Annotated in this window: 16 protein-coding genes; 4 read left to right on the plus strand and 12 right to left on the minus strand. The window is 61.7% G+C overall.

Annotated elements, in window-relative coordinates; genetic code table 11:
• Nucleotides 1-82: 82 nt before the first annotated feature.
• The 11 genes from ACEN8U_RS07995 to ACEN8U_RS08045 all read right to left on the minus strand — a co-directional run bounded on the left by ACEN8U_RS07995 (nt 83) and on the right by ACEN8U_RS08045 (nt 13,499).
• On the minus strand, nt 83-703 hold the full coding sequence (locus ACEN8U_RS07995; RefSeq protein WP_310107859.1) for an ANTAR domain-containing response regulator: 621 nt from the start codon (nt 701-703) through the stop codon (nt 83-85).
• Nucleotides 700-1,875, minus strand: coding sequence for a transporter substrate-binding domain-containing protein (locus ACEN8U_RS08000; RefSeq protein WP_310107860.1), 1,176 nt, complete (start codon nt 1,873-1,875; stop codon nt 700-702). The genes ACEN8U_RS07995 and ACEN8U_RS08000 overlap by 4 nt, the downstream gene beginning before the upstream one ends.
• A 22-nt stretch (nt 1,876-1,897) precedes the next feature.
• Nucleotides 1,898-3,205 carry an amidase gene (locus ACEN8U_RS08005; RefSeq protein ID WP_310107862.1) on the minus strand — a complete coding sequence of 436 codons (1,308 nt, stop codon included), beginning with the start codon at nt 3,203-3,205 and terminating at the stop codon, nt 1,898-1,900.
• Between the two features lie 20 nt (nt 3,206-3,225).
• Complete coding sequence (locus tag ACEN8U_RS08010) at nt 3,226-3,933, minus strand: ABC transporter ATP-binding protein (RefSeq protein ID WP_310107864.1); 708 nt, start codon at nt 3,931-3,933, stop codon at nt 3,226-3,228.
• Nucleotides 3,930-5,789 (minus strand): branched-chain amino acid ABC transporter ATP-binding protein/permease, encoded by a 1,860-nt coding sequence (locus ACEN8U_RS08015; RefSeq protein WP_310107866.1) that lies wholly within the window; start codon nt 5,787-5,789, stop codon nt 3,930-3,932. Before ACEN8U_RS08015 ends, ACEN8U_RS08010 begins: the two co-directional genes overlap by 4 nt.
• A complete protein-coding gene (locus ACEN8U_RS08020) occupies nt 5,782-6,615 on the minus strand; it encodes a branched-chain amino acid ABC transporter permease (protein ID WP_310107867.1) in 834 nt (277 codons plus the stop codon). Before ACEN8U_RS08020 ends, ACEN8U_RS08015 begins: the two co-directional genes overlap by 8 nt.
• An 85-nt stretch (nt 6,616-6,700) precedes the next feature.
• Nucleotides 6,701-7,870, minus strand: a complete 1,170-nt coding sequence (locus tag ACEN8U_RS08025; protein WP_310107869.1) for a substrate-binding protein — start codon at nt 7,868-7,870, stop codon at nt 6,701-6,703.
• A 54-nt stretch (nt 7,871-7,924) separates the two neighbouring features.
• Nucleotides 7,925-8,815, minus strand: a complete 891-nt coding sequence (locus ACEN8U_RS08030; RefSeq protein ID WP_014973496.1) for a nitrilase family protein — start codon at nt 8,813-8,815, stop codon at nt 7,925-7,927.
• Nucleotides 8,816-9,036: 221 nt separating this feature from the next.
• Nucleotides 9,037-11,469 (minus strand): FAD-dependent oxidoreductase, encoded by a 2,433-nt coding sequence (locus ACEN8U_RS08035; protein WP_310107871.1) that lies wholly within the window; start codon nt 11,467-11,469, stop codon nt 9,037-9,039.
• A gap of 394 nt (nt 11,470-11,863) precedes the next feature.
• On the minus strand, nt 11,864-12,340 hold the full coding sequence (locus ACEN8U_RS08040; protein WP_310107873.1) for a hypothetical protein: 477 nt from the start codon (nt 12,338-12,340) through the stop codon (nt 11,864-11,866).
• Between the two features lie 163 nt (nt 12,341-12,503).
• A complete protein-coding gene (locus ACEN8U_RS08045) occupies nt 12,504-13,499 on the minus strand; it encodes a GlxA family transcriptional regulator (protein ID WP_310107875.1) in 996 nt (331 codons plus the stop codon).
• A 565-nt stretch (nt 13,500-14,064) separates the two neighbouring features.
• On the opposite strand from ACEN8U_RS08045, the gene ACEN8U_RS08050 reads away from it, so the two are divergent.
• The gene (locus ACEN8U_RS08050) at nt 14,065-14,250 is read left to right on the plus strand and encodes a hypothetical protein (RefSeq protein WP_310107877.1); all 186 of its coding nucleotides are present in this window, start codon (nt 14,065-14,067) and stop codon (nt 14,248-14,250) included.
• A gap of 178 nt (nt 14,251-14,428) precedes the next feature.
• On the opposite strand, the gene ACEN8U_RS08055 is transcribed toward ACEN8U_RS08050, so the two are convergent.
• Nucleotides 14,429-15,424 (minus strand): GlxA family transcriptional regulator, encoded by a 996-nt coding sequence (locus ACEN8U_RS08055; RefSeq protein WP_310107879.1) that lies wholly within the window; start codon nt 15,422-15,424, stop codon nt 14,429-14,431.
• Nucleotides 15,425-15,492: 68 nt separating this feature from the next.
• Here ACEN8U_RS08055 and ACEN8U_RS08060 point away from each other — a divergent pair, with 68 nt between their 5' ends.
• The 3 genes from ACEN8U_RS08060 (at nt 15,493) to ACEN8U_RS08070 (ending at nt 20,239) form a co-directional block, all read left to right on the plus strand.
• Nucleotides 15,493-16,806: an acyltransferase gene (locus ACEN8U_RS08060; RefSeq protein ID WP_310107880.1), complete on the plus strand. Its 1,314-nt coding sequence runs from the start codon at nt 15,493-15,495 to the stop codon at nt 16,804-16,806.
• Between the two features lie 2 nt (nt 16,807-16,808).
• Nucleotides 16,809-18,302 carry a hypothetical protein gene (locus tag ACEN8U_RS08065; RefSeq protein ID WP_310107882.1) on the plus strand — a complete coding sequence of 498 codons (1,494 nt, stop codon included), beginning with the start codon at nt 16,809-16,811 and terminating at the stop codon, nt 18,300-18,302.
• Between the two features lie 554 nt (nt 18,303-18,856).
• Nucleotides 18,857-20,239 carry an undecaprenyl-phosphate glucose phosphotransferase gene (locus tag ACEN8U_RS08070; protein ID WP_310107884.1) on the plus strand — a complete coding sequence of 461 codons (1,383 nt, stop codon included), beginning with the start codon at nt 18,857-18,859 and terminating at the stop codon, nt 20,237-20,239.
• The last annotated feature ends 20 nt before the right edge of the window (nt 20,240-20,259 follow it).

Below are 20,259 nucleotides of genomic sequence, written 5' to 3' on the forward strand. Positions count from 1 at the left end.
GCGGGCCGCCGCGGCGCGCGGCAAGGCGTGCACCGTGTGCACCTGTGCACCGCGTGCAGGGGGCTTATGCCGCGTTGACCCGCTAGGGCCTCGAGCGTTTGCCGAGCCCGAGCTTTTCCATGCCTTCGTGAGCGTCGATCACGATTGTCGCGATCTCGCCGACTGTCACACGCAACTCGGTCGCGCGAGAACGCATGTGTTCGTATGCTTCGTTCTCGCTCAGCCGATGCGCGTCGATCAGAATGCGCATGGCGCGCTCGATGTGACGGCGCGCCTTGATGGCTTCTTCGAGCTTGCCGATTTTCGCATGCAGCCGCTGCTGATAGCCGGACGACGCGCGCGCGAGCACGAGCGTGCTGAGCACGCCGGTGGAGCGATACGGCTTCGTGATGACGCCATGCGCCTGCGTATCCAGCAGCATTTTCAATGCAGTGGGATTCTCGTAGTCCGATAGCGCGATCAGGGTGGCTTGCGTGTCGGCGGCGCTCCAGTTGCCCGCGTTGCGGATTTCGGGGCCCACGAGGAAAAAGATCACGTCCGCATCCGTCGGCAGATGCGCAGGCAGCGGCCATACCGCGCGAACCGGGCAGCCTATGCGCCGCAACTGCTCTTCGAGCACGCTGCGGTCGTCGCCGGGCGGATGAATCACGACGACGCGCAGCGTGCGCAGATCGTCGAAAATGCGGCGGGCCCCCGCGTTCATACCGGCTCTCCGTCGAGCCAGAATTCGGCGAATCCGTATGAGGTCAGATAAGGATCCGGTTTGACCGGATGACGGCCTTCCCAGACGATGTCGAACGCGCCGTCCGGCCGGCACACCGCAATGCGCGGCGTGAGAATGGCGTGATTGTTCGCGCGGTCGATTTTCAGCAGGCCTTCGGGCGAGTCGAATTCGACCTCGTAGACCGCGTCGACGAGTTTCGCGGTGTCGAGGCTGCGCGTGCGCGCCAGCGCGAGCGCGAACAGATGCACCTGGTTGTAGGCCATCTCGGACCACATGCTCGCGGGCTGTTCGCCAAAGCGCGCGCGCCATGACTTCAGAAAGCGCTGGTTGCCAGGCAGCTTCAGCGTATTCACGTAGCTCGCAGAAATGATGTGGTTGCCGCAGAGTTCAGGACCGATCATCCGCGTTTCGCCCTCGGTCATCGTCAAGCTTGCAATCGGGATGCGTGCAGGATCGATGCCGTGCTCGCGATAGAGCTTGTAGAACGCCCGCGCGCCCCGGCCGATCAACGTGGAAAATACCACGTCGGGCTCGACGGCGCGGATCTGCTCGACGACTTCCTGCAGTGCGGCGGGCTCCGCGTCGCTCGGCAGATAGACTTCTTCGACGATTTCGCCGCCGTGCTGCTCGACCATATCGCGCATGATCCGGTTCGATTCTCGCGGATAAATGTAGTCGGCGCCAACCAGAAAAAAACGCCGGCCGTGATTGCGCAGCAGGTAAGCAGCGAGCTGCATGCTGTTCTGATTCGGCACTGCGCCCGTGTAGATCACGTTCGGCGAGTACTCGAATCCTTCGTAGATCGAGCAATACCAGAGCAGCGCGTTATAACGTTCAATGACGGGCAGCACGGCCTTGCGGCTCGACGACGTGGAGCAGCCGAAAATGACCGTGACCTCGTCTTCCTGCAGCATGCGCGAGGCGAGCCTGCGGTATTCGTCGGGATCGCTTTTCGGATCGTATACGACCGGGTCCAGCAGCCGGCCGTCGACGCCGCCTGCCGCGTTGATCTCCTCGATGGCTAGCACGGTGCCGAAAAAATGTTCGGACTCGGTGGCGGCGGTGACGCCCGTGCGCGAGAACAGCACGCCGACGCGCCAACCCGAATCGGCGGGCAGCGGTTTCGCGGGCTGTTGTGAGTTCGTCTCCATTCGGTGTTCTCCTCGCTGCGCTTTATGATGCGGCCAGCGGTTGGCCAGGCACGATTGCCGCGATCGCCTGCTCCACAAACGCGGCGGCGTCGAGGCAGCGTGCGTCGTCCCACGGCCGGCCGATCACCTGGACGCCGATCGGCGCACCGCGGGCGCCGCTCAGGCCCGGCACATTTACGCAGGGGCAGCCGAGCAACGTCCAGTTGCGATTGAACGCGGGGTCGCCGGTCGAGGCAAGTCCGTCGGGGGCTTCGTCAGGCGCGCTCGGCGTGAGGAGCGCGGTGATGCCGTCGAAGAGCTCGCCGAGCCTGCCTTTCGCGCGAGCCATCGTCGCACACGCGCTCGTATACGCGGCAACATCCACGTTCGATGCGCGCGCGAGAAACGCAAACAGCATCGGCGACAGTTGCACGCGATGACGATCGTACTCGAAGCCGAGCGCCTGCCATGCTTCATAGCTCTGAATCGTGTCGTGGGCGGCGATCAGGTCGGTCATCCACGAGTCGAAGCGAACGGGCCGCACGCGGCCGCCCGCGCGCTCCACGGCGCGTATCGCCGTCTCCAGCACATGGCTCGCGTTCGCCGACGGCTCGGTCCACGGGTAATGCTCCGGCACGCCGAACACGGGCGGCTCGGCGTTGCCTTTGACCGCCAGCGGACGTCCGCTCAGAACCTGCGCGAGATAAGCCACATCGCGCACGCCTGCGGCAAAGAGGCCAACCGTGTCGAACGACCACGAGAAGCACTTCATGCCGACGGTCGGCAGCATGCCGATGGTCGGCTTGAAACCCGCGACGCCGCAGAACGAAGCAGGGCGGATCGTCGAGCCGCCGGTCTGCGAGCCGACCGCAAACGGCGCCATGCCGGCCGCGACCGCGGCGGCCGAGCCGGACGACGAGCCGCCCGCCGTGCGGCCCGGATCGCATGGATTGCGCGTGACGGTCGGCGCCATGTAGGCGAATTCGCTCGTCACCGTTTTGCCGACGACGACCGCGCCGCTGCGTTTCAGCAAAGTCACGATGGCCGCATCGGATTTCGGCTGATGGCCTTCGTAGATCGGCGAACCGTACGACGTCACCAGTTCGCTGGTGTCGAAGATGTCCTTGACGGCGACCGGCAGGCCCGCAAGCGGGCCCGTGGCCGCGAGCGCGTTGGCGAGCGCCGTTTCGCGGGAGGCCACGGCGGTCATCGCGCGGACTTCGGTGTCGATTTCGTCGATGCGCGCGAGCGCTTCGAGCACGAGGCGGCCGCGTTGCTGCGGCTCGCGCGCCGTGCGTTCCAGCAGCGCGTGCGCGGAAAGCGGTCGGTAGAACGATGGTGCAAAGGTCATGGCATGAGGGCCCGCAAAAGTCAGACGCGCAGATGTTCGTAGATCGATTCGGCCGCCGCTTCTTCTTTCGCGTCGCCTTCGTCGATGATTTCGCCTTGCTTGAGCACCGCGTACCGGTCGGCAACCTTCAGCGCGAACGGCACGTTCTGCTCGATCAGCAGGAGCGTGGTGCCGTGACGGCTGCGTTCCCACAACAGGGCCTCCGCCAGCCGGTCGATCACGGACGGTTGCAAGCCCTCGGTGATTTCGTCGAGCAGAATGATGGACGGGCGCATCATCAGCGCGCGCGCGACCAGCAGCATCTTCTGCTCGCCGCCCGACAGCGTGCCGGCGTACTGGCGCAGACGCGTGGCGAACACGGGGAAAATCGGCTCGATCTCGGCAAAGCGCTCGTCGAACACCGAAACGTTTGCGAGCCCGAGCCGCAGATTGTCGCGGATACTGAGGTCCTGAAACAACGCGTGCTCCTGCGGCGCATAAGCAATGCCGGCCCGCGCAATGCGATGCGGCGGCAGGCGTGTCATGTCCTGCCCGAGCACATAAACCGCGCCGCTCTGCTTGGGCAGATAACCCATGATCGTTTTCAGCAGCGTGGTCTTGCCCATGCCGTTCTTGCCGAGCAATGCGACGGCTTCGCCGTTCGTGATGCTAAACGAGAGCTTGCGGAGCACGACGGACGCCTTGTATCCGCTTGTCACGTCCTTCAGGTTCAACGCGATCTGGCTCACGAAGCCTCCCGTTGTGTCGCCGTGCCGACGGCCGCATCGTTTTGCGCGGTGCCGGCATAAATGGTTCTGACGAGTTCCGAGTTGACCACCTCGTCGAAATTCCCTTGCATCACAATGCGCCCCTGATGCAGCACGACAATGCGCGTGGCGATGCCCGCGACGAAGTCGAGGTCGTGCTCGACCAGCAGACAGCACAGCTTATACCGGTGAGCCAGCGCCGCAAGCACGTCGCCGATCTGCGTGCGCTCGGTTTTCGTGAGACCTGCGGTCGGCTCGTCGAGCAGCACGATGCGCGGTTCGAGCGCGAGCACCATGGCAAGTTCCAGAGCCTGTTGTTCGCCATGCGAGAGATCTTTCGCCACGGCGCCGAGCTTGCGTTCCAGGTGGGTTGCGCGAATCACCTCCAGCGCATACGGCGGCAACGCGAGGGTGCGTGAGCGCCGCACGAGCGAGGGCCGCTCGATCAGCGTACTCGCAATGCGCAGGCATTGCGCAACCGTCAGCGTCTCGAAGATGTTGGCGTTCTGGAACTTGCGGCCGAGACCAAAGCGCACGCAACGGTCCGGCGGCAGTTGCCGGATGTCGTTGCCGCACAGCATGACCGTGCCGGCCGAGCGCTCCGCGCCGTCGCTCATGCAGCGCATCAGCGTCGTCTTGCCTGCGCCGTTCGGGCCGATGAGACCGACGAGCTCGCCCGCCTGCGCATCGAGATCGATGCCTTGCAACACCTTCAGACTGCCGAAATGACGCGCCACGCCGCTCATCTGCAGTGCGGGCGCGGACGCACTCTGCTCATCATCGTCGCGCACCGGCCGCTCGACGAGTGCCGGTTCGCCCGTCTCGGCCGCAAGATGGCGCAGCGGCTTGAGCAGCAGCGGCACGAGCCCCTGCGGCAACAGCACGATCACCGCCACGAACGCGGCACCGAGAATCAGCTGCCAGGCGAAGGGCATGATGCCGCTCAAATACGAGGTGCCCACGTTGATCAGCAATGCGCCGATCACCGGGCCCCACAACGTGCCGCGTCCGCCGAGCGCCACCCAGATGATCAATTGTGTGCCGAGCACGAAGCCGGTCAATTCCGGTGCGACCACGCCGCTGAACGAGCCGTACCCAAAACCGGCGAGTCCCGCCACCGCCGCGGTGGCGACGAGCAGCACGATCTTCACGAGCGAGGTGTTGATGCCGAGATACAGACAGCGCGATTCGTTGTCGCGAATCGCCGCGAGCACGCGGCCGCCGTCGCTGCGCACGAAGATCCAGGCGAGTCCCACGACGACGGCGAGCGCGGCGCCTGCTATCCAGTACCACGCCTCGAGCGAAAGATCGAAGGTCTGATAGCCGGTGAGTCCTGAACTCGACCCTGTCCATTCTCCGCCCGAGAGCAGCAACTGGCTGAGCACAATGGGCAGCACGAGCGACATCACGGTCGCGAAGAACGGCGAAGCGCCGCGATAGAACGACAGCCAGCCGAGCAGGGCGGCGACGCCTGTCGTCACGGCGAGCGTGGCCACGAACGCCAGCAGCACATATGCCGTCGAGAAGCCGCCGTGCGTGAAGACAAGGCCGGCTGCATAGGCGCCGAGTCCGAAGAAGGCAGATTGGCCGAACGTCAGATAGCCGGTGTAACCCCAGAGGATATCGACCGTCACCGCGACGATCGAGAAAAAGAACGCCTGGATCAGCACGTTCAGCAGGTAGGTGCCGAAGACGAAGGGGCCTGCTGCGATCAACAGAACGCCCAGCACGCCGATCGCAGCGAGAGCGCGCAATGGCTTTTGCGCGCGGCCGGGATGCTCGCCGGCCGCCGACGGATCGCGCCCGGCATGGTCCAGCGACGCATTGACTTTAGCCATGAGAAAACCCCCGCGGACGGATACGCAATGTGAGCGCGGCCAGCACGGCAATGGTCAGACCGCCGAGCACCGGGCTCACGAAGGTGCTGACGAGCACCTGGCACGCGCCGAAGACGAAGCAGGTGACGAGCAGGCTCAGCATCGAATGGCCGGACACCATCACCAGCATGAAGGCGCTGACGAGCCATGGCAGGCCCATGTCCGGGTCAACGCTCGAGAGCGGCGTGATCAGCACGCCGGCGAGCGAACCGAAGGCCGCACCGAGGCTGAAGGTGATGAAGCGGATACGTCCCGAATGAATGCCGAGTCCGCGCGCAAGGTCCTCGTTCATGATGACCGCGCGCGTCTTGACGCCGAAGCGGGTGCCGGTCAAGAGCGCAGTCATGATGGCGCAAAGGCCGAGCGCAACCGGGATCAGCAACAGGCGGTAAGCGGAGTAGTCGGTGCCTGCAATCGACACCACACCCTTTAACGGCGTCTCGACGAACTGCACTTCGCGGCCGAACGTCATGACGATGAGTTGTCCGATCACGATGCCGAGTCCCCATGTGGCGAGAATCGCGTCGAGCGGGCGTTTATACAGCGGCCGGACGATGATCAGCTCGACCACCATGCCGACCACGGTGCCAACCCCGATTGCGAGCGGCAGACCGAACCACGGGTTGAGCTTCAATTGCGTGACGACGAAGCTCGCGTACGCGCCCATCGTCAGCAATGCGCCGTGGGCGAAATTGACGATCTTCATGACGCCGAAAATCACCATCAGGCCCGCTGTGACGATGAACAGCACGGCCGTGGTGGTCAGAATGTCTAATGCGAGAACCATGGTTGTCTCCAGTCGCATCCGCGAAAACGCAGGGCAACGCGCGGCGAGGCTCGCGCTCGGGCGGATGCCGTATTGCCGGTAGCGCCTACTTGATGTTCGGGCACTGCGCGCCCGGATCGACGTCCGGGAAAGTCTGCAGAATCTTCACCGAGCCGTCCGACTGGATCTGGCCGAGACGCATGGCGAGCGGCGTATGCCGGCTTTTGACCATCTCGATCTGACCGCGCGGACCATTGAACGATACCTGATCGAGCGCCTTGATGACCTTGCCGGGATCGGTCGAGCCCGCTTTTTCGACGGCGGCCTTGTAGAGGAAAAACGCTTCGTACTGCGGCTCGGACAGTTCGTTCGGCGTCTTCACGTCGTTGCCGAAGCGCTTGTCCATCGCCGCGAGAAACTTCTTGTTCGCGGAGGTATCGATACTCGTTAGATAGGAGCCCGACATATAAATGCCGGTCGCGACGTCGCCCATGCTCTTCGCCGTCCCTTCGTCGATGGCGAGATTGCCGTAGGGCAGCGTCAGGCCCGAGCCTTTCAACTGCTTCGCGAGTGCGACGTTGGGCGCGCCGCCCGCCGTGGCGCTGATCAACGCGTCGGGGTGCGCCGCGCGGATCTTCGAGAGGATCGGCGTCCAGTCGGTGCCGTCGGTCGGCAGGTATTCTTCGCCGACCACCTTGCCGCCGTGCGCCTCGATGTACTTGCGCGTGAACTGCAGCATGCCGCGGCCGAACGCGTAATCGTTGCCGACCAGATAGAAGGTCTTCGCGCCCTTTGCCTTCGCGAAGTAATCGACCACCGGCGCGACCTGCTGCTCCGGCACCCAGCCGTTCACGTACATCCACGGATTGCACGAGCGTCCTTCGTAGAACGACGTGTAGATAAACGGCTTCTTGCCGCGCGCGACGATGGGCAGCGCGGCATTGCGCGCGGCGCTCGTTTCCATCGAGATGATTGCGTCGACGTTCTTCTGGAACACGAGCGTGTCGTACGCCTTTTGCGCGCCGACTGCACCGGATGCGTCGTCGGTGATCTCCAGCTGGACCTGGCGGCCGAGAATGCCGCCGGACGCGTTGATTTCGTCGACGGCCAGTTGCGAAGCCTGCACCACCGCGGGTGCCACCACGCTGTTCGCGCCCGAGAGCCCGACTGCAACGCCGATCCGGATCGGCTCGGCGGCGAACACGCTGGCGCAGGTGCCGGCACCGGCGAGTGCCGCGACGGCGGCAACGAGGAAGAGTTTAGCGTACGGTCTCATGATGTCCTTCGCAGTGGTTGTGAGTAGGGTGGAGTACTAAACATATGGCGACGTTCAGGTCTGAAAGGAAGGCCAGCGCGCGCCGAGCATGGGGTCGTACACGTCGGCCCGGCGATCGCGCAGCACGTGATTGAAAGCGTTGAGCGTGCGCCCGGCGCGCGTGCGCTTTACGTCGATCGTTGCGTACAGCACCTCTTCGCGGTCGATGCTCGCGGGACCGGCGAGCGGCCAGCCATCGCCGCCCACAATCAGGCTTTGACCGATGAAGCGCTGCCCGCGCTCGGTGCCGATGCGGTTCGCGCAGGCGATTGCCATGCCGTTGCTGTGCGCGGCGGCCATCGTGAGTGTGGCTGCCATCGCGGAGCGGTCCTCGGGCTGCGAGGGCATCGGCACCCAGTTGGTCGGCACGCAGACAATGTCCGCGCCTTGCATCGCCGCGAGCCGGTAGGTCTCGGGAAACCAGCCGTCATAGCAGATGGCAATCGCAATGCGCCCGAGCGGGGTGCCGAACACCGGCACGCCGCGATCGCCCGGTTCGAAGAAGCGGTTTTCGTTATTCCACAGATGCAGCTTGCGATAGATGCCGATATGACCGGAAGGGCCGGTGAAGAGCGCCGAGTTATAGAGCCGCTTGCCGGCACGTTCTGCGATTCCCGTCACGATATGAACGCCGAGCCGCTGCGCGGTATCGGCGAAAAGCTCCGACGTCTCCCCATCGGGCAGTCCTTCGGCCAGCGAGAATGCCTCCTCGCGATCCGCGAACACATAGCCGGTCGTGGCCAGTTCGGGCAACACGACGAGCGATGCGCCTTGGCTCGCGGCGGTTTCCACATGCCGGATCAGGCGCGCCACGTTGGCGCGTTTGGCGCCGATGTGCGGCTCCATCTGCACGCACGCGATGACGAGTTCCTCTGAGCCGGGCTTTGCCAGGTCGTAGTGCGACATTGCTGTTTTCGTCTCCCAAAACAAAAAGCCCCCTGACCAGCGTTGGAAACGCAAGTTAGGGGGCTGCATAGCCTTCCATGTGTAGCACGGCAACGTTGCCGTGTGCCGCCACGAACTGCATGGCGACAGAATGGAAACGAATTTATGAAATCAAATTGTCCATGTCAAGCAATAAGGCAACTTATAGGGAAAGCACTTGTTTTGCGGCGCGCCGCGCCGCTTTACAGCAACTCCTGGTAGTACGGCGAATTCGGCGGCAGTTTGCCGCCCTGGCGCCGCACGAACTGCTGAACGCCGTGCGTTGCCGATGCGAGCGCTCCGCTCGCGAAGCCGCCCTCGAACGTCAGTTCCTCGCCGATTGCGATGGCGCCATCGCTCATCCGCAACAGCGCGGCGTACAGCGTGCGCGTGTTGTCGAGCTGATCGGGCCCGTCCATCTTGAACGCGCCCCACTGGTGACGCTCGAGTCCCCAGTGCGTATATGCGATGCCGTCGCGGCTTTGCTCGACGACGTCGGCGAGATTCGCGAGCTTCTGATGGGCGGAATTGTCCGGATCGCGCGAAGCCACGTCGCGAAGCGTCCGGATAAAGAGGTCCATCTGCTCGCGGCCTTCCATGCCGGCGACCTTGGTCGAATTGTCGCCGAGCGTATAGCTCGGGTAGACCACGGCGCCGCCGTCGCGGGCCGGCACTACGTAAGATTGCTGGAACAGTTCGTCTGCCTGAACATTACCCGGCAGTTCGCGGTCTTCCAGCAGGTCTGCGGCGATCTTGACAGCCATCTTGGTGGCGCCCACCACCCGAGCGTCCTTGATGGCGGCGGCGAAATCGTCCGGCAACAGCGGCTCGGAACCGGCCTGTGGTCCGGTCAGGCCAAGACGTACCGCTTCACGTGGTCCGCCCGCGAAGAATAGTTCGTCGTACTGCGCAGTTTTTGTTTCGTTGCTGGACTTGTCGAGCCACGTGACATGGTATTTGCCGTCCACCTTTTTTATGCTCTGTACTTCGGCGTTCAGTTGAATCGCGTTCTGCTCGGCAAGCGATACCGTGCCTTCCGGCAGATCCTCGCTATCCTCGATCATCTTGTAGAGCGGCGCGTCGGCGCCGTCCACGAGCGCGACGTGATCCTCGAGACGCTCATCGACGAGAAAGCGGAATTCCTCCAGGAAGCCTGTGCTGAAGTAGCCCGAATAGCCTCCCACGCCGATGCCTGTCGCGCCGAACGTGCGCCATTCGTCCTTGTTCCAGGTGATGCCGTTTTCCTTCAGGAGCGCCTTGAGGCCGGACTGGAACGTGTGGCTGTCGAACTTCTGCTTCGCCTCGTCGCAAAGCTCGCGAAAACGCGCGGTATCGCCCGCGTCGCGTGCCTCGCGGATGGGCGCGAGGAGCGGCTCCGTCATTGAACGCATGACGTCCTCGGCGACCTTGCGCATGGTCGCGTTTTCCGGTGGCTCACCCGGCTGCGCCTCATAAACCTTGCCGCCGATGATGTACGAGGTCGGCACCGAGCTCGAATTCGGAAACGGCACATGCTCCAGACCGTAGTGTTCGGCAATGCTCCAGTAGAAGTTGCCGCGCGTCGTATGAAAACGCATGCCGCCAGGATGATAGGGCGTCGGGTCTCCCTCCCAACGTCCGGACGCAATCCGTCCGCCGATGTGGTCCGCCTGTTCGAGCACCACGGGCTTCACGCCAATGCGGTTCAACGCATCCGCTGCCATGATGCCGGCGGGACCGGCACCGACCACGCAGACCTTGATGTTCTCCGCGACGCCTTCGGGCAGCGTGCCGATCTGGCGGTTGTTGTCCCACCAGAAGCCCGTGTAGTCGTACATGTGGTCGAGCGGCATGGTCATGCGCAGACCGGCGAAGCGGTCCTTCAGCAAGGCCTTGAGTTCCGCGTCGTCGCCCGCGGCCTTCATCGGCATCTCCAGAGTCTGGCGCGCCTCTGGTGTGCACGAACTGAGTAGCCGCCCGGCGACTTCCGGCTTCATGAAGACGGCCGTGTGCTCGAGCCAGTCGCGAACCGGCGTGCGCGGCAGATCGTGCGAAGCCTGACGCGTGGTATCGCCGAGAAGTCCGGCCTGCTGCGTGCCGAGCGTTTCAAGCACGTCGCCTTGCTCGGCTTCACAGAGCGCGTGCCATTGCAGCGTCGTTTCGAGTTGCAGTTGTTCGCGCTGCGGTCCTGCTTCCATGCCGGCGAGCCGCTCCAGGTTTTTGTTGACCGCGGGCCCGAGCTTGTTGCGGTCACGCGGCCAATCGCCCGCCGGCTCCTTGAAATAGCGGCCCACCGATTGCGGAGTCAGCGGCGGCAACGCGCGTCCCACCGTCGAAAGCTCACCATTGCGGCTAAGTGCGCCGCAGCCATTGGCCCTCAGATATTCGCCCATGAATGCCTTGCCTGTTGGCCATGCGCTGCGCGCGGGCGGCGTCGGCGCGTCGGCCGGCGAAGCCGGCGGGGCGTTTCGTGAACGCGCCGCCGGCCCGGGCTGCACGCCCGAGCTTTCCGTGCCCCGTGCTCTCGCGGGCGGCATGCCGGGCACGAGCGGCTGCGGGGTGGCGGCGGGCCGGGCGGGCTCGGCAGGAATGCCGCCGGGCGGCGGCAGAGGCGAGTTGTTACCGGATGCGGACGAACCTGGTTCGATATGAGGCATGGTGTCTTTCCCTGTTGAATTGTCTCGACGTCGTGACGGCATGAGCCTGTGCCGCGACTGAGCGTCCCGGCACAGGCCGCCGGCGACGCATAACCGATGAAGGGCGCGCGGCTGGCATTGCATGAGGTGTCCGGCGCAGGCTTTGCCCGTCGGCCGGATACGCCGCCGACGAGCCGCCGTTAGCTACGGAATGCAGGCTGATTAGCACTGAACTCAGGCAGCCGGTCAGTGGCACCGCATGCAGCGGCGCCGGCGGCGTTGCTGCGCGAACGTTGATACCGCTAGGAAAGTTACTATCGCGCGCGCCGTTCGCCAGCAAGGAAGCGAATCGCGTAACGGAGAAACGAACAGGGATGAGCAGGTTGTCAGCGGCGGGACACGTGACGCACCGGTGTCAACGTGTATCCATCATGTGTGGGAACACGAGTGTCCGGACGACTTCGTGGACCGTCTCTGCTTCGGAGCGTCTACCGGCCATCGCCCATAACCCGTGGCGCGGTGTCGGCAAACGTCGCGGGTCGCCCGAAAATACCGCCACGTTGAGCGAGGAGGAGCGCGTTGCGCGGTACATCGCCCGGTTTGCACCGACGCAGTTCCAGCAGAACGAACCGAGTGTTGCCGCGGACGACCGCACAAGGTGGATCACCATGCCGGCGTCATCGCTATCGGGATCGTGCACGATGTCCCACACGATGCGCTCGCCCAGCGTGGGCAGCCGCTCGCCCCAACACAGCACCTCATATTCGTCGATACCCCATAGACGCAGACCGATTCGAAGCGGTGCCGCCTGCGTGTACACGGGGTTGCCGCGGTAGAAGGCGCGAGCGCCCTGGGCATGAAAGGAGGAGCGGCGCGCAGTTGCCTGGATCATGGTGCGAATGACGGAGTGGATGAGCGTGTAGCCGGCGGTAGCTGCAGAATGCAAGCAGGCGGCGCAGCCGGTGCTGCGCGACAGGAACGGCCCGACAAAGTCTGAGAAAAGCAGTCTGAGAAAAGCGGCGCGAAAGAAACGAACAGGAAGGCGATGCGCCCGATCAGGACGGACTGCTCAACGGTGCGCTGTTGCTCATCCGATAGTCGGAGGGCGTGGTGGACAGATACTTTCTGAATAGTTTGGCCAACTGACCACCACTGCCGATCCCACAGCGCCGCGCGATCTTGTCGACCGGCAAACGCGACTCGATCAGCATCCGGCAACTCATGTTCAAGCGGGCTCGAAGCAGATAGTCCGAAGGTGTCATGCCGATTTCGCTCTTGAAGCGCCGCAGGAAGTTGCGCTCGCTCATGGCGGCGACCTGGGCTGCTGCGTCGATGGAAATGGGGCGGTCGACGTTCGCCTCCAGCCAGCGAACGGAGGCCATGATCTTCTCGCTGACGTGATGCGCCGCGCTATGCGTCGCTGCGTTGCTGAACGGCGTTCTATGCTCCGGCGCGATAGACTCCGCGATCTGCTTCGCGAGGTCAGGGCCCAGATGTTCTTCCACAAGTCGTAATGCCGTCCTGACGGCTGTAGGTGCCTCGGTGAGCGAGCGTTTCGAATACGGCTCGTGCGCGTCCTGCTCGCCGTACATGAGAGGACAATAGCGGCTCGGCAGTCCGGTTACCTCCAGAAGCTGCCGGCCCTCCGCAATGGGATGAACGATCTCGCTGAAAGGATGGCGGCGCCGCAGCCAGGCGCTCAGGCGCTCATCGCGGCATGCGTGCTCAACGCCCGCACCGCCCGCAATAAACAGCAAATGGCGGTCATTGGTGCCTCTATGCGTTTCGACGCTTTCCGTCCAGACGAAGACCGACGAAGAACTCGCAATCCGGCCGCCTGCGGCCGACAGTAATGAAACGTCGTAATAGACGCGACCCGAGCGCTGCGACGCGGTTAGCGCATTGGCCTTGTGAAAGACTTCGATGATCGCCGCGACTTTCGGCAAGGCGAAACCATTGAACAATGCAATGTCGACATGCGTTACCTCAGTCTTTCGCGTCGCTTCGACATTGTGCGGTGTGCAGCGCGGCAGAGTCTCTATTAGCTCCATCTTTTTTCCCCGGAATGTATTGGCCTGCAAAGCCTTCTAGCTCTGTCTTTTCTTGTTGTGAGCCAATCCTATACGATTAGCTTGCAGTCCATTATTACATGGCTGAATCGGCCAACAAATTGGCAGTTCGCGACATCAGGGTCATACAAAAGATGCACCAAAAAAGCGTATTTATCCAATTGACATCCTTACACGTCTGCCGAAGAGTCTGGTTAATTTTTTTTGGTGAGTTTTTCTGAAGACAAAGCGCGTCTATATATCATTGTTTGTGGCTATGCGCACCACACCTGAATATACGGGAAGGAATTTTCCATTGTGTCGGCATGTTACGACGCAGCGTTCGTGTGCTTCGGCACGTGTAAAGGAACGGAACGCCGGAACCGCTATTTTTCAGCCGCGGGGCGGATTTTGCACCTGAATAATGCATACGGTAGAGTGAAATCGCCGTCCAGCCCCGTCCGGTTAGGGCGGACGCGCTTCCCGCCGAATCGCAAGGCACGGAATATTTTCGCAAACGATTGCGAGCGAGGCTAAATAAGTCCGAACGCCGGTCGTTAACGCGGATATGCGTAAACAATACATTCAGGCAATCGTCGATGCGGCCTGCGAGACCGCCGACACCATCGTCGGTGCCCGCCAGTGGAATACCGACGCGGAGGCTCGCGCTATGCACGAACTTATTTTCTGGGATATGATCGCCCGGAAGTTGCCCAATGTGAGCGTCGCAGAACTATTGGCGATGCTGGATTAAGCCGTTGGCAGGCGCGCAGAGCGGCGTGAAATCGACCGATTTGCGGAAAATAATCGAGTAGTCGATCTTATTCGTCAATTCGATGCAATTGCGGCGACTGCTTTTTCTTTCTACATATATTCTTATTCTGGGCCGTCATCGTGATGATCGACAGTCGTTCATGAAGCGGCCTGGCGGCTCATGAGGGTTTGCTGAGGCCTTGCCTTGTCATGCGGTATTCGGTCGGTGTCGTCGAAAGATGCTTGCGGAAGAGTTTGGCGAGGCGTCCACCGCTGCCAATTCCGCAGCGGCGCGCAATCTTGTCGACCGGCAAGCTCGTACTCGTGAGCAACTTGCAACTCATTTCGAGCCGTACGTGCAGAAGATAGTCTGAAGGCGTCACGCCCATCTCGTTCTTGAAGCGTCGCAGGAAATTGCGCTCGCTCATTGCCGCGATCTGCGCTACCGCTTCGATGGAGACGGGGCGCGTCCCGTTGGCTTCCAGCCATCTCGCGGACGCCTGAATCTGTTCGCTGACATGCGGCGCGGGCCTTGCACGAATGGTCGTCTCCGGCTCGAGCTTCTGCCGCGGCGCGACCCATTGCGCGACCTGGCGTGCGATATCCGAGCCGATGTCTTGCTCAACAAGCCGCAAAGCGATTTGCAGCGGGCTTAGCGAATGGTCTATCGCGCCACCGGCGCCTCTGGCATCCGTGTAGTGACGCTCGTCTGTTCGCGTGCTCTTCGCACCCGTGAGGCCCGCCGCGTCCAGCAGCAATCTTCCCTCGGCGATGGCATGAACCAGCGTAGTGCCGGCAAACACGCGTCGAAGCCAGACAATCAGACGGTCGTCGCGGAACGCCGTTGTCGCGCCGATCCCACCCGCAATGAATAGCGCGTGGAAGTGATCGTCCCGGCGCAGCGAACCCACGCCATCGGTCCAGATAAATACCGAAGATGAACTCGCAATCCGTCCACCCGACGCGGATAGAAGCGACACCTCGTAGTGCGGGCGGCCGGATTGGTCTGGGTCGCTGAGCGCATTCGCCGACTGAAAGACCTCGATGAGGGACGCAACGTCAGGCAGGGCAAATCCGTTGAAGAGCGCAACGCCAATGTGCTTCGCATTGCCCTGCTGGGACGAAGTGGTCGCTTCAAGTGCGTTCTCGTGAGATGCAATGATGCGAGGGCCCATCGTCGTACGTTCCCCGAAATGTTTGACTTGTGTGGCTATTGCAAAGCCGTCTTCAATCGTTCGAACGTATGCTACCGACGCTTTTTACCGCTAATGGAGGGCTGGCGGATTTTGCCAACATCTTGGCACGCGGTGGTAAATGGCGCGCTTCCGAGAGAAGCGCAACGACGCGGCTGACGATTGGAGCGCCGAACAATGTGGCGGATTTCACCAAACGTTATGACGGATTTGATTTACGGCCGATGCTAACATCGACCGCTCCAATCGCTATTCGTAGCGCGGGTTGCGCGCGGTCATCGATCAACGTCATCTGGCAGTCGGGAGCTCACATGTTGTACTCCGTTCAGCTTTTGCGAGCCGTGGCGGCGGTTCTTGTGGTTGTCTGCCACGCCATTCACAAGCAAGGACAGATGTCGGGCACTGGCGCAACGTGGGAGTTCGGCGGATCGGGCGTCGATCTTTTCTTCATCATTTCCGGCTTCATCATGTGCTATGTAACGATGGACCGGGAGATCGGCGCACGCGACTTTCTCAAGGCACGCGTCCTCAGGATCGTGCCGCTTTACTGGACGTTGTCGCTCGTTGCGCTGGCGGTCTACCTGGTGAACCCCGCAGTCGTGAACAGCAGCGGCGGCACGACGACCGTGATCAATTCGTTCACCTTGATTCCAACGGGAGACAAGTTCCTGATACAGACAGGGTGGACGCTGAGCTACGAGTTCCTGTTCTATCTTGTATTCGCCGCGTCGTTCAGCTTTCCAATGCGCACGCGTCTACCGTTTACTTGCGCAGTCCTGATTTTTTTCGTTGCTGGCGGGATGATCCTGACGCCGTCAGATCCTACGCTGAGGTTCCTGACTTCGCCGTTGCTGCTTGAGTTTGTCATGGGCATCGCGGCCTATCTCTACATACGCGACGACTCGCGGCCGCTGCTGTTGAGCCTCGCGCTGGTCGTAGGTGGGCTTCTCGCGCTCGTTGTCATGCCCGCCAATGACGCGGCCAATGGGCGAGTGATTACGTATGGGTTGCCCTTCATGATGATCTTTGCGGGGATGGTCAGTATGGAGTGGCTGGTTCGCGCGGCGTGCGAGTCGATTCCCGGCAGAATTGCGACGGCCATTGGCGCAGCGTCCTATTCGCTGTACCTCGCTCATCCATTCGCGCTGGCCGCCGCGGCGTTGATTGTCAAACGATACGGTATTCAACACCATCCGTTCGCCTCGATCGCGATTCTCGTGTCCAGTGCATTGGTAGCGGGCTACGCCTGCTTTTCGATTATCGAAGTGAGCCTCAATCGATGGATAAAAAGCACGTTGCGCAAGCGTACCGAACGGCTATCCGGCGTGGTCCATGAGGCGGCGGAGCGGAGAAAAACCACATAAACATGACAGCCATGATCGCAATCAAATCCAGTGGACGCATGCCCGCGCCCTCCAGCAATCTCAAAGCATTGTGGCTCACGCTCGTAGCCGGCATGGCGTGCGCAATCACACTTGTCGTTCTCTACACTGCACGCGCGCATGCACTGACCATTATTCTTAACGGTCTGCTGATCGCGATGATCCTGTCGATCAAACCGCGCAATCCGACGGTCCGCTGGTTCCGGTTTTTCCTTCTGTTTTTCTTTGGGATCTTTCCGCTCTGGCAGTTGCTGGTGGGAGACGAGATCTATCTGAAGCTGTTTCCCCAAGACAGTGCACCGGTCGTTCTCTGGTACTTATTGAGTATGGCGGGCGTGGCGCTGACCAGGATCGCGCTCGATATAAACGGAAAGATGCTGACGCATTGGACTGCGCGCACGGATAGAACGGCGAGAGCAGGGGGCCTCGCCTATCTGTTTGCAGCACTCTCGCTGTGCGCGCTCGCGTTCATGTACGCGAAGCTCGGCGGCTATTCGCACGTCGTGCAACTTTATGACACTCGCGTGGAAAGTAACGGTACCGACTACGATCCGTTTCGCGGCCTCGGCGTGATTCAGGCTTTTGCCAACACCTCCCCGCTCTGGGTATTCGTTTGTCTCACCATAAGGAGACGCCGAAACGTATTGTTCACGACTATTGCATTCGCGCAGTTGGGTGTGTTGGGGTGGCTTTCCGCCGGCGTGGCCGGCAGCCGTCAGGGCATCGTGTTTGTGCTCGTGTTCGCGCTTTTTCTCTATCACGGCTTCGTCAAACCTATTAGCGCGAAAAAGGCGCGCACCTTCGGCTTGGGCGTCGCGCTCACGGGCATTGTGCTGATACCGTTGAAGCTGGGGTTAGGTTATTCGGACCTCGCGAAACTGCCGCAACGCTTCGCGGAGCAGCGGGATCTCGAAGTGAGCATGGGACCGTTGAGTGCGTTTCTGTTTCGAGATCTGTCGCGTTTCGACGTCCAGGCCGTCGCCATTAATGAAGTAGCAAAGCCCGCGTACGAACTCGCAATGGGCCGCAGTTTTGTCGGCGCACTGGCGTCGATTGTTCCAACCGCACTGTGGCATGACAAGCCCGATACGTTCGCGCAGGAGAAGAGCGAGATCGTGCGAGCACTGGAGCGCGGCACAATGGATAAAACGACATTGCTCTTCGGCATGCCGGGCGAGTTCCTCGTCAATTTCGGCTTGATGGGATTCGTGCTGTCGTTCGCGATTCCTGTATGGCTTCTCATCGCGCTTAACAGGGTGGGGCGGCGTTCGTCACGATGGACGGCCCTGCGAGCGGTGATGTGGCCTTTGCCGTTTCTCTTTTTCCTGTTCGATTCGAATGTGCTGGTGTATTACGTCGTGCGCTGGGTGCTGCTATTCGGTGTGCCGATGGGCTTTGCGTTGAACTGGCCGCGCGGCAAAGTCTTGCCGCGCATTCCGGGCCGCATGGAACGCCTTGCTGCCAGTGAGCGGTCGTGACGCCACGGCGTCACCGCTTCGAAAAGCGGTTCGAGGCGGCAAACGCACTTCAGGAAATAGTCCTCGATGTAGCGGCAATTAAGACGCCAATAAGGTTGATATTTCATCTGCAATAAGGTTTGCATTGCCGCTATCCTGATGGCGCGCGGACGCTCGCGAACTCTTCTATCCGTTTCACTCCCTCAGCCTTGTGCGGCTTCGGCAACGCCGATGCCGAGCACGCTCATTTCGCGCGATCTGCCGAAAAATCGTGGATGTGCTCGTTTCCGCCAACACTGTGTTCGTATCGGACGTGGATTAATGGGCCGCCATTGCCGCGAATATGATCCGTTTCACCGAATGCAATTGCATTTCAATTGATGGTGAAGCGCATATCAAGCGCAATTGAATTCCACTCGTAACTCATGCACGCGCAGACGATAAAGCGAGTTGCGCGTCATTGACGCCGTCGGGAAATCGCTTCCCGCCGTGCCTTCGTGTCGTACTCACGGGCGACTAGCCGTTCGGTGTGGCTCTAGTCGTTGACATGCTTACCGCCCATCTGGAGAGACCCGATGAAGATCGTTCTTGCTCGACTGTGCGATATCGCGATGACCTTGCTGGGGGCCGTTATTGCAGCACGGCTCTGCTTTGGCGAAACGGTGCCGCACCCGCTGCTGCATTGTCTCTTCGCTGCAATGGTGGCGGCCATGGTTGCAGTCGTTTTCCCGGGGTTTTCAATTTATCTCTCGTGGCGCGGCAGGCCGTTGCATCCGCTCTTTTTGCGTCTCATCGCAGCGTGGGTCTCAGTTCAGACGATGGCGAGCGCACTGGTGCTTCTGCTCGGCGGCATGCACATGCTGTCTGCCCGCTGGCTGCTCGCGTGGACGATGCTGACTGCCGCTTTGCTGCTTGCCACACGAACCTTTGTGTATTCGCTGCTGCGTCGATACCGTCACGCTGGTCACGACTTGCGGCATGTTTCGATCATTGGCTACGGACGCTATTTCGATCGCGTTTCGCGGGACACGGAGGGGAACGCTGCATCTGGCTTCAGGATTGTCGATATCGTCGAACTGGGCGCCGTGGGCGCAGAAGCAGATCAATCGACGATAGACCGTGATCTCTCTGCATTGAAACGGGTCCACGACTCGATAGAAGCGAATGCCATCCGCGAAGTGTGGCTGGCACTTCCCGCCACAGCACAGGCATCGCTGCAACGCTGCGTGGATGCACTGCGCGACACGCTGATCGATCTGCGCCTGTTACCGGACGTCGAGGCGCTCGGCGTCGAGGAGCACGGGCGGGCACTCGCCTACATCGGCCGGCCCGCAATCAGCTTGTCGCCCGTCGCGCTGCCGTGCGAGGGGATCACCGGTAAGGAAGTATTCGATCGCGTGTTCGCGGCGCTCGCCTTGCTCGCTTTGTCACCGCTGATGCTGGGCATTGCGGTATGCGTCAAATGTTCGTCGCCCGGTCCGGTGTTTTTCCGGCAGCGCCGCAAGGGGCTGAATGGAAGACCGTTCTCTATCTACAAGTTCAGGTCCATGCGTATTCATGCCCCGGAACAGGGTGTGGTGAGGCAGGCCACTCGCGATGATCCGCGCATCACACCGGTCGGCCGCTTTTTGCGCCGCACGAGCCTCGACGAACTACCGCAGTTCATCAATGTACTTCGCGGCGAAATGTCGGTGGTCGGACCTCGTCCGCACGCCATCGAGCACGACGAACTCTACCGCAAGCAGATTAGCGGGTACATGGACCGTTACCGCGTCAAGCCGGGCATCACCGGATGGGCGCAGGTGAACGGGCATCGCGGAGAAACCGAGCGAGTGGAGAAGATGGCCGCGCGCGTCGAACACGATCTTTACTACCTGCGTCATTGGTCATTCGCACTCGATCTGCGGATAGTCTTTGCCACGATCCTGCGCGGGTTTGTCGGCACTCAGGCGTACTGAATTCTCTGAACTTTGCGTGA

This window comes from Paraburkholderia phenoliruptrix (assembly GCF_047325075.1).
In the GTDB taxonomy this organism is placed as follows: Bacteria; Pseudomonadota; Gammaproteobacteria; order Burkholderiales; family Burkholderiaceae; genus Paraburkholderia; species Paraburkholderia phenoliruptrix.

Bases quoted from the DNA above. Each gene is read 5' to 3' on its own strand.
- ACEN8U_RS07995 (WP_310107859.1), bottom strand. From the start codon at position 703: ATGAACGCGGGGGCCCGCCGCATTTTCGACGATCTGCGCACGCTGCGC.
- ACEN8U_RS08000 (WP_310107860.1), bottom strand. From the start codon at position 1,875: ATGGAGACGAACTCACAACAGCCCGCGAAACCGCTGCCCGCCGATTCG.
- ACEN8U_RS08005 (WP_310107862.1), bottom strand. From the start codon at position 3,205: ATGACCTTTGCACCATCGTTCTACCGACCGCTTTCCGCGCACGCGCTG.
- ACEN8U_RS08015 (WP_310107866.1), bottom strand. From the start codon at position 5,789: ATGGCTAAAGTCAATGCGTCGCTGGACCATGCCGGGCGCGATCCGTCG.
- ACEN8U_RS08020 (WP_310107867.1), bottom strand. From the start codon at position 6,615: ATGGTTCTCGCATTAGACATTCTGACCACCACGGCCGTGCTGTTCATC.
- ACEN8U_RS08025 (WP_310107869.1), bottom strand. From the start codon at position 7,870: ATGAGACCGTACGCTAAACTCTTCCTCGTTGCCGCCGTCGCGGCACTC.
- ACEN8U_RS08030 (WP_014973496.1), bottom strand. From the start codon at position 8,815: ATGTCGCACTACGACCTGGCAAAGCCCGGCTCAGAGGAACTCGTCATC.
- ACEN8U_RS08035 (WP_310107871.1), bottom strand. From the start codon at position 11,469: ATGCCTCATATCGAACCAGGTTCGTCCGCATCCGGTAACAACTCGCCT.
- ACEN8U_RS08040 (WP_310107873.1), bottom strand. From the start codon at position 12,340: ATGATCCAGGCAACTGCGCGCCGCTCCTCCTTTCATGCCCAGGGCGCT.
- ACEN8U_RS08045 (WP_310107875.1), bottom strand. From the start codon at position 13,499: ATGGAGCTAATAGAGACTCTGCCGCGCTGCACACCGCACAATGTCGAA.
- ACEN8U_RS08050 (WP_310107877.1), top strand. From the start codon at position 14,065: ATGCGTAAACAATACATTCAGGCAATCGTCGATGCGGCCTGCGAGACC.
- ACEN8U_RS08055 (WP_310107879.1), bottom strand. From the start codon at position 15,424: ATGGGCCCTCGCATCATTGCATCTCACGAGAACGCACTTGAAGCGACC.
- ACEN8U_RS08060 (WP_310107880.1), top strand. From the start codon at position 15,493: ATGCTACCGACGCTTTTTACCGCTAATGGAGGGCTGGCGGATTTTGCC.
- ACEN8U_RS08065 (WP_310107882.1), top strand. From the start codon at position 16,809: ATGACAGCCATGATCGCAATCAAATCCAGTGGACGCATGCCCGCGCCC.
- ACEN8U_RS08070 (WP_310107884.1), top strand. From the start codon at position 18,857: ATGAAGATCGTTCTTGCTCGACTGTGCGATATCGCGATGACCTTGCTG.